At 59.5% G+C, this 14,640-nt stretch carries 19 protein-coding genes; 7 read left to right on the top strand and 12 right to left on the bottom strand.

What is annotated here, in order from left to right; genetic code table 11:
- Genes nikC through FJW06_RS15375 form a run of 3 tightly spaced genes read right to left on the bottom strand, consistent with a single transcriptional unit; the run spans nt 1 to nt 3,640 of the window.
- Complete coding sequence (gene nikC / locus FJW06_RS15385) at nt 1-927, bottom strand: nickel transporter permease (protein ID WP_140753066.1); 927 nt, start codon at nt 925-927, stop codon at nt 1-3.
- On the bottom strand, nt 924-1,949 hold the full coding sequence (locus FJW06_RS15380) for an ABC transporter permease (RefSeq protein WP_140753164.1): 1,026 nt from the start codon (nt 1,947-1,949) through the stop codon (nt 924-926). The genes nikC and FJW06_RS15380 overlap by 4 nt, the downstream gene beginning before the upstream one ends.
- Before the next feature lie 50 nt (nt 1,950-1,999).
- The gene (locus FJW06_RS15375; RefSeq protein ID WP_181178340.1) at nt 2,000-3,640 is read right to left on the bottom strand and encodes an ABC transporter substrate-binding protein; all 1,641 of its coding nucleotides are present in this window, start codon (nt 3,638-3,640) and stop codon (nt 2,000-2,002) included.
- A 270-nt stretch (nt 3,641-3,910) separates the two neighbouring features.
- Here FJW06_RS15375 and FJW06_RS15370 point away from each other — a divergent pair, with 270 nt between their 5' ends.
- Both FJW06_RS15370 and FJW06_RS15365 read left to right on the top strand, forming a co-directional pair.
- The gene (locus FJW06_RS15370) at nt 3,911-4,654 is read left to right on the top strand and encodes a TetR family transcriptional regulator (RefSeq protein WP_181178325.1); all 744 of its coding nucleotides are present in this window, start codon (nt 3,911-3,913) and stop codon (nt 4,652-4,654) included.
- A 128-nt stretch (nt 4,655-4,782) separates the two neighbouring features.
- Nucleotides 4,783-5,097, top strand: coding sequence for a LysR family transcriptional regulator (locus tag FJW06_RS15365; protein ID WP_246674620.1), 315 nt, complete (start codon nt 4,783-4,785; stop codon nt 5,095-5,097).
- Between the two features lie 141 nt (nt 5,098-5,238).
- On the opposite strand, the gene FJW06_RS15360 is transcribed toward FJW06_RS15365, so the two are convergent.
- Nucleotides 5,239-5,640: a hypothetical protein gene (locus tag FJW06_RS15360; protein ID WP_140753060.1), complete on the bottom strand. Its 402-nt coding sequence runs from the start codon at nt 5,638-5,640 to the stop codon at nt 5,239-5,241.
- Nucleotides 5,641-5,755: 115 nt separating this feature from the next.
- Here FJW06_RS15360 and FJW06_RS15355 point away from each other — a divergent pair, with 115 nt between their 5' ends.
- Together FJW06_RS15355 and FJW06_RS15350 are read left to right on the top strand one after the other, a co-directional pair.
- Nucleotides 5,756-5,932 carry a DUF3606 domain-containing protein gene (locus FJW06_RS15355; RefSeq protein WP_140753058.1) on the top strand — a complete coding sequence of 59 codons (177 nt, stop codon included), beginning with the start codon at nt 5,756-5,758 and terminating at the stop codon, nt 5,930-5,932.
- Nucleotides 5,929-6,114: a hypothetical protein gene (locus FJW06_RS15350; protein WP_140753056.1), complete on the top strand. Its 186-nt coding sequence runs from the start codon at nt 5,929-5,931 to the stop codon at nt 6,112-6,114. The genes FJW06_RS15355 and FJW06_RS15350 overlap by 4 nt, the downstream gene beginning before the upstream one ends.
- Here the strand turns inward: FJW06_RS15350 and FJW06_RS15345 are convergent.
- The 3 genes from FJW06_RS15345 to FJW06_RS30140 all read right to left on the bottom strand — a co-directional run bounded on the left by FJW06_RS15345 (nt 6,111) and on the right by FJW06_RS30140 (nt 7,213).
- Nucleotides 6,111-6,320: a KTSC domain-containing protein gene (locus FJW06_RS15345; protein WP_140753054.1), complete on the bottom strand. Its 210-nt coding sequence runs from the start codon at nt 6,318-6,320 to the stop codon at nt 6,111-6,113. The genes FJW06_RS15350 and FJW06_RS15345 overlap by 4 nt on opposite strands.
- A 140-nt stretch (nt 6,321-6,460) precedes the next feature.
- Nucleotides 6,461-6,619, bottom strand: coding sequence for a hypothetical protein (locus FJW06_RS30145; protein ID WP_181178323.1), 159 nt, complete (start codon nt 6,617-6,619; stop codon nt 6,461-6,463).
- 417 nt (nt 6,620-7,036) lie between these two features.
- Entirely contained in the window at nt 7,037-7,213 is a 177-nt protein-coding gene (locus tag FJW06_RS30140; protein WP_181178321.1) for a hypothetical protein, read from the bottom strand.
- Between the two features lie 451 nt (nt 7,214-7,664).
- On the opposite strand from FJW06_RS30140, the gene FJW06_RS15340 reads away from it, so the two are divergent.
- Nucleotides 7,665-7,913: a hypothetical protein gene (locus tag FJW06_RS15340; protein WP_140753052.1), complete on the top strand. Its 249-nt coding sequence runs from the start codon at nt 7,665-7,667 to the stop codon at nt 7,911-7,913.
- A gap of 93 nt (nt 7,914-8,006) precedes the next feature.
- Here the strand turns inward: FJW06_RS15340 and FJW06_RS15335 are convergent, their stop codons facing one another.
- Complete coding sequence (locus FJW06_RS15335) at nt 8,007-8,105, bottom strand: putative RiPP precursor (RefSeq protein ID WP_140753050.1); 99 nt, start codon at nt 8,103-8,105, stop codon at nt 8,007-8,009.
- Between the two features lie 140 nt (nt 8,106-8,245).
- Here FJW06_RS15335 and FJW06_RS15330 point away from each other — a divergent pair, with 140 nt between their 5' ends.
- Nucleotides 8,246-8,548 carry a hypothetical protein gene (locus FJW06_RS15330; RefSeq protein WP_140753048.1) on the top strand — a complete coding sequence of 101 codons (303 nt, stop codon included), beginning with the start codon at nt 8,246-8,248 and terminating at the stop codon, nt 8,546-8,548.
- Nucleotides 8,549-8,779: 231 nt separating this feature from the next.
- Nucleotides 8,780-9,529 carry an outer membrane beta-barrel protein gene (locus FJW06_RS15325; protein WP_140753046.1) on the top strand — a complete coding sequence of 250 codons (750 nt, stop codon included), beginning with the start codon at nt 8,780-8,782 and terminating at the stop codon, nt 9,527-9,529.
- Between the two features lie 1,415 nt (nt 9,530-10,944).
- Here FJW06_RS15325 and FJW06_RS15315 read toward each other — a convergent pair.
- The 4 genes from FJW06_RS15315 to FJW06_RS15300 form a co-directional block, all read right to left on the bottom strand.
- Nucleotides 10,945-11,688: an amino acid ABC transporter ATP-binding protein gene (locus FJW06_RS15315; protein WP_140753044.1), complete on the bottom strand. Its 744-nt coding sequence runs from the start codon at nt 11,686-11,688 to the stop codon at nt 10,945-10,947.
- The gene (locus FJW06_RS15310; protein ID WP_140753042.1) at nt 11,685-12,659 is read right to left on the bottom strand and encodes an amino acid ABC transporter permease; all 975 of its coding nucleotides are present in this window, start codon (nt 12,657-12,659) and stop codon (nt 11,685-11,687) included. The genes FJW06_RS15315 and FJW06_RS15310 overlap by 4 nt, the downstream gene beginning before the upstream one ends.
- A 55-nt stretch (nt 12,660-12,714) precedes the next feature.
- Complete coding sequence (locus FJW06_RS15305) at nt 12,715-13,548, bottom strand: transporter substrate-binding domain-containing protein (RefSeq protein WP_140753041.1); 834 nt, start codon at nt 13,546-13,548, stop codon at nt 12,715-12,717.
- A 263-nt stretch (nt 13,549-13,811) separates the two neighbouring features.
- The gene (locus FJW06_RS15300; RefSeq protein ID WP_140753038.1) at nt 13,812-14,639 is read right to left on the bottom strand and encodes an alpha/beta fold hydrolase; all 828 of its coding nucleotides are present in this window, start codon (nt 14,637-14,639) and stop codon (nt 13,812-13,814) included.
- Nucleotide 14,640: the final 1 nt, after the last annotated feature.

The following is a 14,640-nucleotide window of genomic DNA, read 5'->3' as shown; positions in this document are numbered from 1 at the left end:
TCATTGGTCGGAGCTCCTGGGGTCGAGCGCATCGCGCAGACCGTCGCCGAGCAAGTTGAAGCCAAGGCTGACGATGAGGATGGCGAGACCCGGCGCTGCGGCAACCCACCACTGGTCGAGGATGAACCGTCGGCCCGACGCGATCATCGCCCCCCATTCGGGCAGCGGTGGCTGCGCGCCCAATCCCACGAAACCCAAACCTGCGGCCGTGAGGATGATGCCCGCCATATCGAGCGTCACCCTGACGATCAGGGAAGAGAGGCACATGGGCATGATATGCCGAAGCACAATACGGAACGGCGAGGCGCCTATCAGCTCGACGGCCTTGATGTAGTCGAAATTGCGCACCGCCAGCGTTTCCGCCCTGGCAAGACGCGCATATGGCGGCCAGGAAGTAATCGCGATGGCCAGCACGGCATTCTCGATGCCGGGGCCAAGCGCGGCGACGAACGCGAGAGCCAAGACCAGTTTTGGGAAGGCAAGAAAGATATCGGTGATGCGCATCAGAACCGCATCGATCCACCCTGCCGAATAACCTGCCAGCGTGCCGATGACCAAGCCTATAGGCGCCGCCGTCAAGGCGACGAGGACGACGACAAATAGGGTGATCCGCGAGCCGTAGATGACCCGCGAATAGATGTCGCGACCCAGGTCGTCCGTGCCGAACCAATATTCCGGGGAGGGCGGCAACAGTCTGGCGCTCTTGAGATCACCGACGACGGGCGAGTGGGTCGCGAGCAGGTCGGCAAAGCAGGCGATAAACAAAAGGGATATGATGATGAAAAGCCCCACCATTGCCAGCTTGTTGGCGGCGAAATCTCGCCACTTCACGTAAAACCGGCCGAGGCTGGCTTGCCATCGCGAAAGAGGCCGTTCCGAAACCAGCCATTCACGTAACGCCATCGTTGATGAGTTTGTTGTGCTCATTGCGCGTTCGTCCGTGGGTCGAGTAGGCGGTACAGCAGGTCCGAGATCAGGTTGATGGCTATGAAAACCGACCCTATGACCACGGTGCCGCCTAGCACCGCATTCATGTCGGCGTTCTGCAGCGAGTTGGTGATGTAGAGGCCAATACCGGGCCAGGAGAAAACCGTCTCCGTCAACACGGAGCCTTCCAGAAGCCCGGCATAGGAGAGCGCGACCACCGTCACCAGCGGCACTGCCGCGTTACGCAAGGCGTGCCGCCAGATGATACGTGCTTCCGAAAGCCCCTTGGCACGAGCAGCGACGATGTACTCCTGTGTGAGCTCGTTCAGCACGAAGGAGCGCGTCATGCGGCTGACATAGGCAAGCGAGACATAGCCAAGCAGCGAAGCCGGCAGCAGGATGTGGCGTAGGACGTCGTAGAAGACCTCCCATTGCCGCTGCGCTGCAGCATCCACGAGATAGAAGCCGGTGAGGGGCACGAAGGAGTATTCGTAGGCAACGTCTATGCGACCTGGAAACCCCACCCACTGCAGCTTGGCATAGAAGAGCAACAGCGAGAGCAGGCCGAGCCAAAAGATAGGGACCGAATAGCCGATCAGCCCGACGACGCGGACGATCTGATCGGCAATACTGTTGCGCTTGACGGCAGCCAGCACCCCGAGCGGAATTCCAAGGACGGAGCCGATTAAGGTACCCAGCGTCGCCAGTTCGATGGTGGCCGGGAACACCCGGCGGATGTCATCCATCACGGGGTTGGTGGTCAAAACCGACCTGCCAAAATCGCCGGCCAGCACGCTTTTCAGATAAAGGTAGAACTGCTGGACGAGCGGCAAGTCGAGCCCCATCTCGCGACGGGTTCGCTCCACCACGCTGGCCGGCGCCCGATCCCCGAGCACCGCCAACACGGGATCGATGGGGATCACCCGACCGATGAAGAAGGTTACCGCCAGCAGCCCAAGATAGGTGGCAGCGGCGACGCCGATGAACCTGATAGCGAACGCGAGGAGGGCGGAGGCATCAATGCCCCTTGACTCATTCCGCGGCGTGGCCGGGCCGGGCGATTCCACCGGGCTTATTCCTTCGCCACGTTGCCGAGATAGTTCGTGTCGAAGCTCGGACCGAGCTCAAATCCCTTGACGTTGCTGCGCACAGCGGCAACCTCGATCTGCTGAAAAATGATCACAAAGGGGCTGGTATCCAGAACCTCCTTTTGGAGATGCCGGTACATCTCGGCACGTTTGCCAGTGTCCTTTTCTAGGAGAGCGGCCTCCGTCTGCTTGCTTAACTCCGGCACGTTCCACGCGTTGCGCCAGGCAAGAGTCTGGTTTTTGCTGTCGTCCGAGTTGTCAGTGTTGGAGGCGAAGGTCTGGGCATTGGAATGGGGATCGAAATAGTCCTGCCCCCATTGGCCGATATAAATGTCGTGGTTGCGGGCGCGATATTTGGTCAGGGTCTGCTTGTCGTCCCCAGGAATGATTTCGATCTTCACTCCCGCCTCCCCGGCGGTCTGCTGGATCGATTCTGCGATGCCGGTCACAGGCTGACCACTGCGCACATCCATCGTGACGGACAAGCCGTCCTTCAGCCCAGCCCTGTCCAGAAGCTCCTTTGCCTTTGCCACATCCAGCTTGAAGGGGTTCTCCTCCAATTCGCCGAGGACACCCTTCGGCAGGAAGGTCTGATGGATCTCACCGATTCCCCTGATCAATGTGGTCCCAATGGCATCATAGTCGACGAGATATTTGAACGCCTGCCGCACCTCGGGCCTGGCCAGCTTCTCATTCCGCTGGTTCAGGCTGAGGTAATAGATCGTCCCCTTAGGCGCGCTGCTCAGGCTGATTTCGTCGTTCTTCGCCACGGCATCGAGGTCGTTCGGGTCCAAGTTACGGGCCACGTCGATGTCGCCAGCTTCCAGCGCGAGCCGCTGCGTCGAACTTTCTTTCATATGACGGTAGATGACGCGGCTGAGCTTGGCCTTCTCACCCCAAAATTGATCGTTGCGGTCGAGGACGAGCGCCTCGTTGGCGCGCCATTCCCGAAGCTTGAACGGCCCCGAACCCGCTGTATGCGTCTTGAGCCAATCGTTGCCGAAATCATTGTCATATCTGTAGTCGTCGTTTGGAGCGACGGCCTTGAGGTGATCAAGCACAAGCTTCTTGTCGACCACTGAAGCCACGGTCGAGGCTAAGCAGTTGAGCACAAAGGTCGGGGAGTATGGTTCGTCGACCGTGAGCGCAAAAACGTCAGGGCCCATCGCTTTGGCCCTTTCGGTCACGTTATCGCCGGTAAGCCCGAGCTGCTCGATAATAAAGGCTGGGGTCTTGTCGAGCCTGACCACGCGCTCAAATGACCAGGCAACGTCCTCGGCGGTAATTGGATTGCCGGAGGCGAACTTCAGGCCCGACCGCAACTTGAAAGTATAGGTCAAACCATTGGCCGACACTGTCCAACTTTCAGCCAGATCCGGCTTCACCTTAGTGGTATCGGTAAGATCGAACCGCACGAGAAGATCATAGACATTGGCGTTGACCTCGGCTGCTGACAGCTCGAAGGCTTCCCCAGGATCCATCGTGATCATCTCATCGAGGGCAAAGGCTTCGACCAGCGTACCGATCGGCGTGCCGGCAAACGTAATTGCCGGAAGCATCAGCAACACCAAGAAAGTGATGCCGACCAGCCATCGGCGCGGCTGATAAACGGCTTGTCCCATCATCATGTCGACTCCTCCCTGCTTTGTCGGCGCTAGCCGCTCCAGACCGCCTGATGGCCGTGCCGAGGACACCGGGGTGCGCCCGGGCCCGTGACCCGCACCCCGGCCTACCATTCAGACGGGCCACCTGCTGGCGAGTTTTTGTCCGGCGGACAATAAAGTTATGTATATACTTTTGCGATGTCAATCGGGATTTTGCGGTTGATCTTCTGTCGACACTTGCGGCGCGCAGCTGATTGTGCCCTCTGGGGCTCACAGCAGCCGAGATTGCCAATGACGAATAAGACCGGAGCGACGAAGCGTTATGTGGGCCGCGCCGCAGCCATCGGCTTGAATCGGGACCGGGTCGTTCACGCCGCCATTGAACTGATCGACGAAGAGGGTCTGGAGGGCTTTTCAGTGCGCGCGCTGGCGCGTCGCCTGAATGTCTACCCGGCTGCTCTCTATTGGCATGTCGGCGGCGACAAAACGAACCTGCTCGCCGAAATTTCAGGCTCGCTGATTGCCAGCCTGATGACCCTCGAGGACCTCCCCGACGACTGGCGCCAGACGATCCGCATTCTGTTCCATCGCTTCCGCGCGCGCGTTCATGAACATCCGCGCGCCGCACCCCTGCTTGGCCCGCACATCCGCTCCAACGGCGCGCCCAACGCTGCGTGGGTCGAAATCGTGCTGAAGGCGCTGACCCAAGCCGGGTTCGAGGGCCGGGGGCTCGTCGACGCCTTTAACGCCGTCATCGGTGCACTGGAAGGCTATATCACTATGGAATTGGCCGCTGAGGGAGCGACGGAAGGGTCGGCATGGGTGGAAGCCTTCGATGCCGGTCTTAGCGCGCTCGACAAAAGTCGCTTCCCATTGGTCACGGAGCACTTGCCACAGATGTACAACCGTTCCTTCGTAATGCGTTGGAAAAGCGGAGACGAGGCGCCGCTCGATGGCGGTTACAACTGTTTGATCGAAACCCTCATTCTAGGCCTCGAAGCTCAGACCAAACGTGGCGGAACAGGTGCCCGCTAAGTAACGGTCGTCACTAACACCGGCTCTCAATTCGTCGTGTCCCGCGCCTGAAAAGCAGTCCGTTTGGCTTCCGATCGACTTTCGCAGCATTCTCGGAATGCGTTGTTCAGATCGCCCGCGCCGGAAGCATGTCGAGAGCCGCGCATACCTATAACGTTCCCAAGTCCACGCTCAGCCACCACCTGCAGAGATTGGAGGATGCGCTTCAGGTGCAATTGTTCGTGCGAAAGAGCCGAGGGCTGGAACTAACGGACGCCGGGCGAGAGTACCTCGACAACTGCACGGCCATTTTCGACAGCTGCGAGAACGCGGCCAGCGCTGCGCAGCGCGCTCACTCCTCCATCAGCGGGAGTGTCGGTGTTATAGCCAGTTCCGAATTTGGGACGGCTATCATCGGCGCTGCGGCACACTTCCTCCTGCGGGACAACCCGACATCGACATAGACGTGAAGATCATCCCGAACGACAAGCTTATCGTGGGTGATTTCGATTTCGACTGCATGATCTATGTTGGCGAGCCTCCAAACTCGGCCCTGATGCGTCGAACCCTGGGGGCCATCTTCCGTTAGTGCTCGCTAATTGAGTTCAGTCGGTCCGCCAGATCTCACAGTAGATTCGTTGCTTGGAAACTGTTTGATAGAAGCTTCCGCCGGAAATTTTCCGCGCCCCCAACGATCTGGCATGAACTCGCTCTGGTTCTACGTCTGACTGGGGGCCAGTGAAGAACTCCACCCATTTAACGTTCGGGGGCGCTTTTGCCCATTTGGTCGATACAGTCGTGCCTTTTGGCGCATAGGCCGCAGGGCCGGATTGGGGCATCCGGCAGGATATGGATACAGGGATGAGGCCATCCTTCTTCTTCTGATCCCACGCCGTGAACGCTGGCGTAGTGCCATAGAAAGGCTTGCCATCGACTTTTTTATAATCGCTGACGCAGCCTGAAAGAGCGAGCGCAACAACCGCCAATGTTTGTATCTGCTTAAACATTTCACCCCCCACGGACATTTGCGTTGATCATTGAACGCCATGCAGGTGAATTGCAACGGCTACCTATACGGCGCGTTCTCACCCGCGAGCGGATTGATGCCTCGGAGTTACGTACATGGCAGACGACACAGCCAAGCAAGACTTTCGCGACCGCAATCGGGTTTCAGCCGACGAAGGCTATGAGGTGGAGTACTTCGCCCAAAAGGTCGGCCTGTCCGCCCAGCAGGTGCGCGAGTTGATCAAAACGCATGGCAACGACCGCGGGACGCTGGCAAGGAAGCTCCAAGGATGACAAGGCTTTCCGATCTCGGCCCTCCGAAAGGGGTGACGGTGCACTGCCCGTCGGAGGCTAAGGAGGATTCAGATTTCTATCGTTGCGAAACCTGCGGCCAAATCGTCGATCTCAAAGACATTCGCCAGGTCATGTGGCACCAGTTCGAGGGCGAGCATGAGCCGCTTGAGCTGGACAGCTAGTCGGATATGCGCCGATAGCGGAAGCGATTGCGAATGCGGTCGTTGAAAAAGCGGCCTTTGACGAAGGCCGACCGGAATGCCGCGTAAGTTTCCGGCGGCACCTCCTCGAATTCATAACGCTTGCCGCTTGCCGCTGGCCACGAACCAGACGGAGAGAACTCTGGTCGCCGGTCGTATTCGGTTTTTTTGATCGAGGTGGACGGCATGGCGCACAACACTGCTTTGCAAAATCGCAAACGATCCGACTGCAGCTTTTGTTTCAGGAGCTCGGAACCTACACTCGAAACACCTGCCGGTAACTCTTGAGCGCAACGGCGACTGGATGTGGCGGGGCGCAGGCCGCCGTCTAGTTTTTAGCCAAGAGATTCTTCGCCTCGCGGACAAGCGAACTCCAGTTCCGGCCCAACAAGGCGACGAGCTCCAGAGCTTGAGTTTCGGTAATGCCGATCTCCCGGACGAGCCTTTCCAGGATCCCGTCCTGCGGCGACTTGCCATCCGCTGGCATTGCTGCGTCCCTCCGGTCAATTTTGGGCTGCCCCGGGCCTGAACGACGATTAACATTTGATATGGTTCCCAAGGAACGGCGCCTGTGGATATTGATCGGCGGTTCACCAGGCTTGAAGCGCGCCGTGAGTCCAGTGCTCGCCGATCCGGGAACAAGCCTTTGCGATCATTGTTCGTCGGTTGAGCGAACGGAGCGCAGTGCATGAAAAGTTATGTAGTCGAGACAATGGCCGGTGAAGCTGTGACAGCCAATCGAAGATAGCCGAAACGCCGCTGGATGCCGCCAGGATAGGAACCGGCCGCGAGGTCCACGAGAGGCGCGACGAGTTGGAGTGGGTGCGAGTTACTGACGAAGCCGACGCCGCCGTGTTTTGGTTCGCGTTCAAATGACCTTTGGTGGAAGCCCGTCCGAAAGCGGCTAATGCAGTCGCCTTCTCTGGCGGTCCATGTCGTTCAGCAACGAGGCCAATTGGTCTGCGATCTTGAAACGAAGGCCTTCCAGCACAAGACCTCCGATTTCGCAGGTGAGCCCCGTGTCGAGGTCGACCACCGACCAAGTGCCTTCCGGATCAAGGTCGATGTCGTAGCGATGCATCCATCTCACGGACGTGCACAATGGCAGACGAACTCCTGCCAGCGGAAAGCCCGTCACAGCTACTTAACGTAGGCGACGGTCCTTCCTTAGACTTTCTCCAGCGGCTACACCCCTCCAGGGGTTCGACCCGTTGTTCCCAACTCAGCAGCGCGCGATATGTTCCATTTTGCTACGCCAAGCTGCCGTCGCGCTGCTGCATTGCTTCGAAGATCGCCACGACGAAGCCGGCGCGCGCGCTCATCAGTGAAGTATCACCTCTGACAACACGGCCAGAGCGACGGAGATCGGCACAGCCAGCAGAAGGCACAGTTCAACGATCAGTGTTTCTTTGTCACTAAACATCAGAAAGGAATGTACTCGGCTGGGGTAAAGTTCCGGCCAAGCGCGAGGGGCAGCTCAGCAACCTTTTTGGCGAGACAGCGTTGAACTGCCCGAATAAAAGGAGGTTTTCATGCAGGGCAGGAGTGCAACGGCACCAGCTTGGGCGGAAACCTATGACCCAGCGGAACTGGCGTTAAAGCACGGGCTAACGATTGAGCAGGCCAGAATCGTCATCAATTCGAACGGCCCTTCAAAACAAAAATGCGACGTCAGCGCGGTTGCTTTCCGTCGCGCGCTAGACATGTGCGGCAACGGCAAACGCGCAAGCCCGCGCAAACGATCAGGCGCAGCCCACGACCAGAACCAGGTGGCAGAATAACCACTCACTTTGCCGACATAGTGGTGGAGCGAGGGTTCACAGAGCAATAAAAACCCGCCGACCGAAGCCGACGGGCCTGGCATTCTTTAACCATCATCCAACAGTGATGGGCGGCGGCGCCGACGGTCCAGCAACGATGGCAGAAAGCTTGGCCTTGCGAACAAGAACAGGCTTTTCATAGGTCTTCTTCATCAAAAGTCCCCCGGTTGGTCCCTCATAACGCGACGTAACTGGCCCGCGCTATCGGTGGTTGTCAAGCAGGAAGGGAACCCCACGTGGCAACAAAAGTGGTTCTCTGAGAGTTGGGGTTCTGTCCAATGGGCCAGAGCAGCATGACCAGATATTTTTTCCACGTCGACAACGGCACTTTCATCCCCGACGAAGATGGTGTCGATCTCCCCGATCTGGATGCGGCGCGGATGGAAGCAGTGCGCGCTGCCGGCGAGATGATAAACGACGCTAAGCAGTCCTTCTGGGACCATATGACACCGTGGATCATGAACGTGACAGATGACCAAGATCGGCTCCTGTTCACGCTCCAATTCGCCGCAAAAGTGCCGTCAGGAGAGGCCCGTTACATCCCCGGCAGCAGTGAGCACGAAACAAAAAACCCGCCGGACGGAGCCAGCGGGTGAAAGGTTGGCATGGTTCCCGGTCCCCGCCGGGGTGACGGGGGTGAGCGAAACCATGATGCGCGCAGTCTGCGGCAGATGCTTTCACAAACGTTAAGCGGTGGACGCGCCTCAGAGACGCGCAACCCTCGCCGGTGCAACCCCTGATTTTGTCGCCGTGCGACATATCCGCCACAGTACAAAGCTCATGATACTGCTAAGCTCACCTTGGGTTCAAGTTGGGGAGCAAATACCTTGAGAAAACTTCTAGCGTTAACTGCAGTGGTCGTGTTCAGCACAACAACTGGCTATGCGGCTGACTTGGTTACTCCGGTTGCCGGGTCGGCTTACGACTGGAGCGGCATTTACGCCGGCGCACACATAGGCGTCGCCACTGGGACCGTCAGTGCGACCGACTTTACTCAGCCGAGCGGTGGCTTCTTCACCGATCTGGTTCCAGCGGGGACCGAGGGGTTTCATTTCCGCGATACAAATATTGCTGGTGGCGTACATGTTGGTGCCCAGTATCAATGGGACCAATTCGTGTTCGGCGGTGAAGCCTCTTGGACCGCGACTGGCATCCGGAAGACGATTGTCAGTCCCTACTTTCCCGACACCGACACCGAGACCGGCAGGATCCAGCACTATGCGACGGTGGTTGGTAAGGTCGGCTATGCGTTCGACCGGTTCCTGGTCTACGCCAAGGGCGGCTATGCAGGTGGCGAGGTAGGGTTCAAGGCAAGAGACAACGATGCTTTGGTTACCTACGAGCAGAACGAGTGGCACAACGGCTACGCGCTAGGTCTGGGGGTCGACTACGCCCTTACCGACAAGCTTAGCCTCGGCATCGACTACACGCACATCAATCTCGGCTCAAAGACCAGCACCGGGAACAACGTGTTCGACGACGGCTCCCTGGGCGACAATCCCGAGACGTATAAGGTCAAGGCCAGAGCGGACGCTGTTATGGCTCGCCTCAGCTATAAGTTCGGCGGCGGTTTTTAGTCGAACTTTTCGCAAGCGGGCGATGTCCGCCGGATTTGGTCGACTAAGTACACGTTCGTGACATCGGATCGGATTGGGATTCGTCTGCAAACGGACGGTGCACCCGACGGCGCCAGAGAGTGGTCGAGTACGGCTAGGCGCTAGATTTAGCCGGCTACAGCCAAGGGTGCCTACGCTCCACGACCGGCGAGGCCAGGAGCGGCGAGCGGTCTAATGGGTTGGCAAGTTCAAAGTGCCCTGGACTAGCGCGCATCGCATTCCGACAGCGAGCGCTCCCCGAGCCGGCCGCTCGACATCATGAGCCGCCGGCTTGTCGCGCAGAGCAGCTATTCCAGCGATCCGCGGAGGACGTGTAAGCACATGTCAACTCCTGCGACTTAGGCCCGGTCGTATCTGCAGAACTGCTCGTGGCGCGGTAAGCTAGATGCGACGGCGTCCGCGCGGCGTGCGAAAGCCTCTGCTGAAGTCAAGCAGCCTCGGAGCGGCCCTTGACAAACGCTGACCGGGACGCCGCACAAATGCCGGAGGGACTTCCTCGAAATAGTAGTGCTTGTCGAGGGCCACAAACCAGACTGACAAGGTCTTACTTGCGGGATCGTACTCGGCTTTCCTGATCGAAGTAGGCGGCATGGCGCAGCCGCTGGTTTGCAATTCGCAAACGATCGGACCCTGGCTTTGTTTCAGGAACACCAGCCTATAACGCCGCCATGAAAGCAACTGCGACATACGATTCGGAGACGGGCACAGTCACGCTGGAGAAGGGAATCTGGCGAGGAACGTTCCCCCTTCGGGGACGTGCCGAACTGGCTGAAGTTCTATCGGCCGCAGACGGAGCGGTATCCTGCGCTTGGGGGCAACTACGCGCCCGATGCGAAATGTCTTGACGTGCTGGCGACCGAACTCCGCAGGTGGTGGCCTATGAATAGTCATCGTCCATTCAGCTAGGCCGGGGTGCCAAGCGCACGCGTGCCTCGAGCAGGAACAAGGCTTTGCGATCATCGTTGCTCGGTGACCGATGGGAGCGCAATGCACGAAAAGCTATGTGGTCGAGACGATGGCCGGTGAAGCGGTGACAGCAAGTCAAACGGTGATAGCCGAGACACCGCTGGACACCGCCAGAATAGGAACTGGCCGCGACTTCCAGGCGAAGGCGCGACGAAATGGAGTGGGTGCGAGTCACCGACGAGGCCGAGGCCGCTGTGTTTTGGTTCGCCTTCAAAGAGAAAGCTGCGTCGTCCAGAAAAAGCTCGCCGACAGAGCCGACGGGCTCCCAAGGCTGTTGCGTAGTTATGTGGACACGACGGACGGCGGCGCCGAAGGCCCCACAACGACGGCAGAAGGCTTGTCCTTGCGAACACGGACCGGCTTTCCGGTTTCCGAAAACTTCACTCGAAAACGGCCTTCTGCTGGATGGTTTAATGCTTCAGTATCTGGCTGAGGAACAACTTTGTCCGATTATGACGCGGGTTGCCGAAAAACTCGTCGGGGGTGCCCTCCTCAAGGATCTGTCCGGCGTCCATGAAGATGACGCGGTCCGCAACCGCGCGGGCAAAGCCCATCTCGTGCGTCACGCACACCATCGTCATGCCGTCACGGGCCAGCCCCGTCATCGTCTCCAGCACCTCCGAGACCATTTCCGGATCGAGGGCCGAGGTCGGCTCGTCGAAGAGCATCACATCGGGTTTCATGCACAGGCTGCGGGCAATCGCCACGCGCTGCTGCTGGCCGCCAGAAAGCTGGACGGGGAACTTGTTCGCCTGTTCGGGAATCCGGACCCGCTCCAGGAACTGGAGCGCCGTCTGGCGCGCCTCGACGGCCGAAACACCTTTGACCCACATCGGCCCGGCCATGCAGTTCATCAGCACCGTCATATGCGGAAACAGATTGAAGTGCTGAAAGACCATGCCGACATTCGAGCGTACGGCCGCGACGTTGCTCATCCTGCCATGCAGCGCGACGCCGTTGACGACGATCTCGCCCTGCTGATGGGCTTCGAGGCGATTGAAGCAGCGGATCAGTGTCGATTTGCCCGAGCCGGAAGGCCCGCAGATGACTATGCGTTCGCCCTTGTGCACCGTCAGGTTGATGTTCTTCAGAGCATGGAACTGGCCGTACCATTTGGAAACGGCCCTGACTTCGATGATAGCCTCGGTGCTCATCGCATCTTGCTCCTGCCATAGTGCCGTTCGATGCGGGACTGGATCAGTTCGAGGCAGATAGACAGCATCCAATAGATGATGGCGGCGGAGATCAGCATCTCCATGTGCTGGAAGGTCTTCTGGCCAAGCGTGCGCGCCAGGAACATCAGCTCCCACACGCCGATGACGGAAACCAGCGAGGAATCCTTCAGCATCGAGATGAACTGGTTGCCCGTCGGCGGAATGATCACCGGCAGCGCCTGCGGCAGGATAATGCGGCGCATGGTCAAAGCGAAGCCGAACCCCATCGAGCGCGAAGCCTCCCACTGGCCGCGGTCGATGCTCTGGATGCCCGAGCGGAAAATCTCGGTCATGTAGGCGCCGTAGCACAGCGACAGCGCCAGGATACCGGCGGGCACGGCATTGATGACGAACCCGAGCTGCGGCAGCCCGAGATAGATCAGATAGACCTGCATAAGAAGCGGCAGGCCGCGGAACAAGGAGGTGTAGAAGCTGGCAATGGCATAGGCGAAGCCATTGTTGGAGAGCTTGGCGACAGCGCCGGCCACGGCAATGACTGAGGCGATGACGATGGAAATCGCCGAGACATAGAGGGTGGTGGCGACGCCCTGGGTGATCAGGAACGGCAGCTTCTCGCCGATGAAAGGCAAGCTGAGGTGGAACGTTTCGAAGAAGGCCATGAACAGGAGCAGCAGTTCCAGCCACACAATGCCGATCTGCAATTTGAGCGGCGCAAAACCAATCAGCACGACGTTGAGCGTGAACATCACGGCAATGGCAAAACCGATGGCGAAGCGCCCGTAGATGCCGCTCGTTTGCGGTTCGCCGATCACCGGGCGCATGAGTTCGGCGAAGCCGGTGCCCGACAGGTTGAAGGCCATGAAGACCAGCAGGACGACGCCAAACATCGTCGCCACGAACCAGGGCTTGTGAACGAGGACTTCGGCCTCGACGGTATCCTGATAAAGCATCTTTTCAGCACCGGCGGTTCGGCGGCCTGCTGGTGGCAGGCCGCCCTTGGAGAGATTAATTCGTCTTCGAATAATCTTGGCCGTACCATTTTTCCGACAAGTTGCTCATCGTGCCGTCCGCCTTCATCTGCTTCACGGCCTCGGCGATCTTGGCCGACAGTTCCGGGTCGCCATGCTCGATGGCGATTGCCAGCGGTTCGTAGAACACCGGATCGCCGACTTGCTTGATAGGATAGCCGGCCTTCTCGGCATCGAGGATGGACGGCAGCGACGAGACCACCGCATCCAGGCGTACGCCGTCGCCAAGGCGAAGGTCGTCGAGGGCTGTCGTCGAATTCTCGTAAGAGTGCACTTCCTTCGGATTGAGCTTGTACTCGAAAGGTGGCGCGCCGGCGGCGTCGAGCGTAAGATCTTTCTTGGCATAAGCTTCGAAAGTGGAGGTGCTGGTGGCGCCGACCACCTTGCCGTCCAGGTCGGCGAGCGTCTTGGCCTTGCTGTCCTTGTGCACAGCGACCGCTGCCGGGGTATAATAGTACACCGCCGGAAAATCGAAGATCTCTGCGCGCTTCTTGGTCGGCGTCATCGAGCCGACATGCATATCCCAACGACCCGCCCAGTTGCCGGCGGTAATGATGTCCCATCCGGGCGTGACGAACTCGACCTTGACGCCGAGATGCTGGCCGATCGCCTTGGCCACGTCGACGTCGAAGCCGTCGAGTTCATTGTTTGCATTCACGAACGATTGCGGCGCCCAATTGGCATCGGTCGCAACCTTGAGGGTGCCGGCGGCCATCACGCGGTCGAGCACCGCACCTGCGTGGGCGGGATAGGCGCCAAGCGCCAGCGCGAGTGCTGCCATCGTCAGCTGTCGTCTGTTCCAGAATGTCATTTTCGTGTGTTCCCTTGTTGTTGTTCAGTCTCATGCGTTTCATGCCCGTTCAGCGGTCATGATCTCGCAATCCCTGCCGACGGGTCGGCGCCGTCTCGACGGCTCGTGGATTTAGCGACGCCAGCGCCGGCCCAGTCTTCCGCCGCCGCGGAGGATGTTTGCCTCCGTCGTTCCTTCGCTCACACGAAAAGCTCTGGCTTGTTCCCAGCGAGGTGCCACCCGGCGCTTTGAACGAAACACCCTCCCCTGCTCCGCGGAGACCGCTACCCACGCGCGAGATCTCCTCTCCTGCAGCAGGCACCCAACAGGAAGTCGGCCATGGTTTCGGCGACGAGAGCCGGCGCCTCGATCAGGATCGAGTGGCGAAGCCCGGGCAGGATGGCGAGCTCGGAGCCCTGTACCTGTTCGTGCATCAGCCGCGCCATGCGAGGACTGGATCCCTGGTCGTTCTCGCCGGTCACGATCAACGTCGGGCAGGTGATACGGTCGAGGATGCCGCCGAAGTCGGTTTCGGCGAGAACCCGGTAAGCCGCGGCGTAGCAATCGCGGTCGTTCTCGGCGTCGCGCCGGCGCAGCTCCGCGATGATGTCAGGGTTCCTGTCCTGAAAATCCTCCGTCAGCCAGCGCGACAACGAGGCGGCGTGGTGCGCCGGGGCGTCGCTTACCATCAACGTCGCCAGCCGGCCGCGCACCGCATGGCGTTCCTCGAGCGTGCGGCCGGCGATCGTCGACAACAGCACCAGTTTTTGCAGCCGCTCCACATGCGTCAGCGCAAGGCGCTGCGCGATCAAGCCGCCCAGCGAAAACCCGGCAAGATTGAAAGTCGCGAACCCCAAATGGTCCGCCAGCGCCAACGTCTCGCCGACGAAGTCGTCGATCTCGTACCGACCTTTGACGCGGCTGGAGCGCCCGTGTCCGCGCAGATCGAAGGCAAGGACCGCGAAGCGATCCTTGAGCCGCTCGGCTACGCCGCTCCAGGCTTCGAGGTAGGAACCGACGCCATGGATGCAGACCAGCGGCACGCCGCCCTCGCCCTCAAGACGCCAGTTGAGCAGCACACCTTGCACATCAAGCTGACCGGAGCGGGCCATG

It is taken from the genome of Mesorhizobium sp. B4-1-3 (genome assembly GCF_006439355.1).
In the GTDB taxonomy this organism is placed as follows: Bacteria; Pseudomonadota; Alphaproteobacteria; order Rhizobiales; family Rhizobiaceae; genus Mesorhizobium.
Note: the sequence above shows the minus strand (reverse complement) of the source record. Positions and strands in the feature narration are given on the sequence as shown.

Bases quoted from the DNA above. Each gene is read 5' to 3' on its own strand.
- FJW06_RS15350 (WP_140753056.1), top strand. From the start codon at position 5,929: ATGACAAGGCTTTCCGATCTCGGCCCTCCGAAAGGGGTGACGGTGCAC.
- FJW06_RS15360 (WP_140753060.1), bottom strand. From the start codon at position 5,640: ATGTTTAAGCAGATACAAACATTGGCGGTTGTTGCGCTCGCTCTTTCA.
- FJW06_RS15310 (WP_140753042.1), bottom strand. From the start codon at position 12,659: ATGCTTTATCAGGATACCGTCGAGGCCGAAGTCCTCGTTCACAAGCCC.
- FJW06_RS15305 (WP_140753041.1), bottom strand. From the start codon at position 13,548: ATGACATTCTGGAACAGACGACAGCTGACGATGGCAGCACTCGCGCTG.
- FJW06_RS15335 (WP_140753050.1), bottom strand. From the start codon at position 8,105: ATGAAGAAGACCTATGAAAAGCCTGTTCTTGTTCGCAAGGCCAAGCTT.
- FJW06_RS15330 (WP_140753048.1), top strand. From the start codon at position 8,246: ATGACCAGATATTTTTTCCACGTCGACAACGGCACTTTCATCCCCGAC.
- FJW06_RS15340 (WP_140753052.1), top strand. From the start codon at position 7,665: ATGCAGGGCAGGAGTGCAACGGCACCAGCTTGGGCGGAAACCTATGAC.
- FJW06_RS15345 (WP_140753054.1), bottom strand. From the start codon at position 6,320: ATGCCGTCCACCTCGATCAAAAAAACCGAATACGACCGGCGACCAGAG.
- FJW06_RS30140 (WP_181178321.1), bottom strand. From the start codon at position 7,213: ATGCATCGCTACGACATCGACCTTGATCCGGAAGGCACTTGGTCGGTG.
- FJW06_RS15370 (WP_181178325.1), top strand. From the start codon at position 3,911: ATGACGAATAAGACCGGAGCGACGAAGCGTTATGTGGGCCGCGCCGCA.
- FJW06_RS15300 (WP_140753038.1), bottom strand. From the start codon at position 14,639: ATGGCCCGCTCCGGTCAGCTTGATGTGCAAGGTGTGCTGCTCAACTGG.
- FJW06_RS15375 (WP_181178340.1), bottom strand. From the start codon at position 3,640: ATGATGGGACAAGCCGTTTATCAGCCGCGCCGATGGCTGGTCGGCATC.
- FJW06_RS15355 (WP_140753058.1), top strand. From the start codon at position 5,756: ATGGCAGACGACACAGCCAAGCAAGACTTTCGCGACCGCAATCGGGTT.
- FJW06_RS15365 (WP_246674620.1), top strand. From the start codon at position 4,783: ATGTCGAGAGCCGCGCATACCTATAACGTTCCCAAGTCCACGCTCAGC.
- nikC (WP_140753066.1), bottom strand. From the start codon at position 927: ATGAGCACAACAAACTCATCAACGATGGCGTTACGTGAATGGCTGGTT.
- FJW06_RS30145 (WP_181178323.1), bottom strand. From the start codon at position 6,619: ATGCCAGCGGATGGCAAGTCGCCGCAGGACGGGATCCTGGAAAGGCTC.
- FJW06_RS15315 (WP_140753044.1), bottom strand. From the start codon at position 11,688: ATGAGCACCGAGGCTATCATCGAAGTCAGGGCCGTTTCCAAATGGTAC.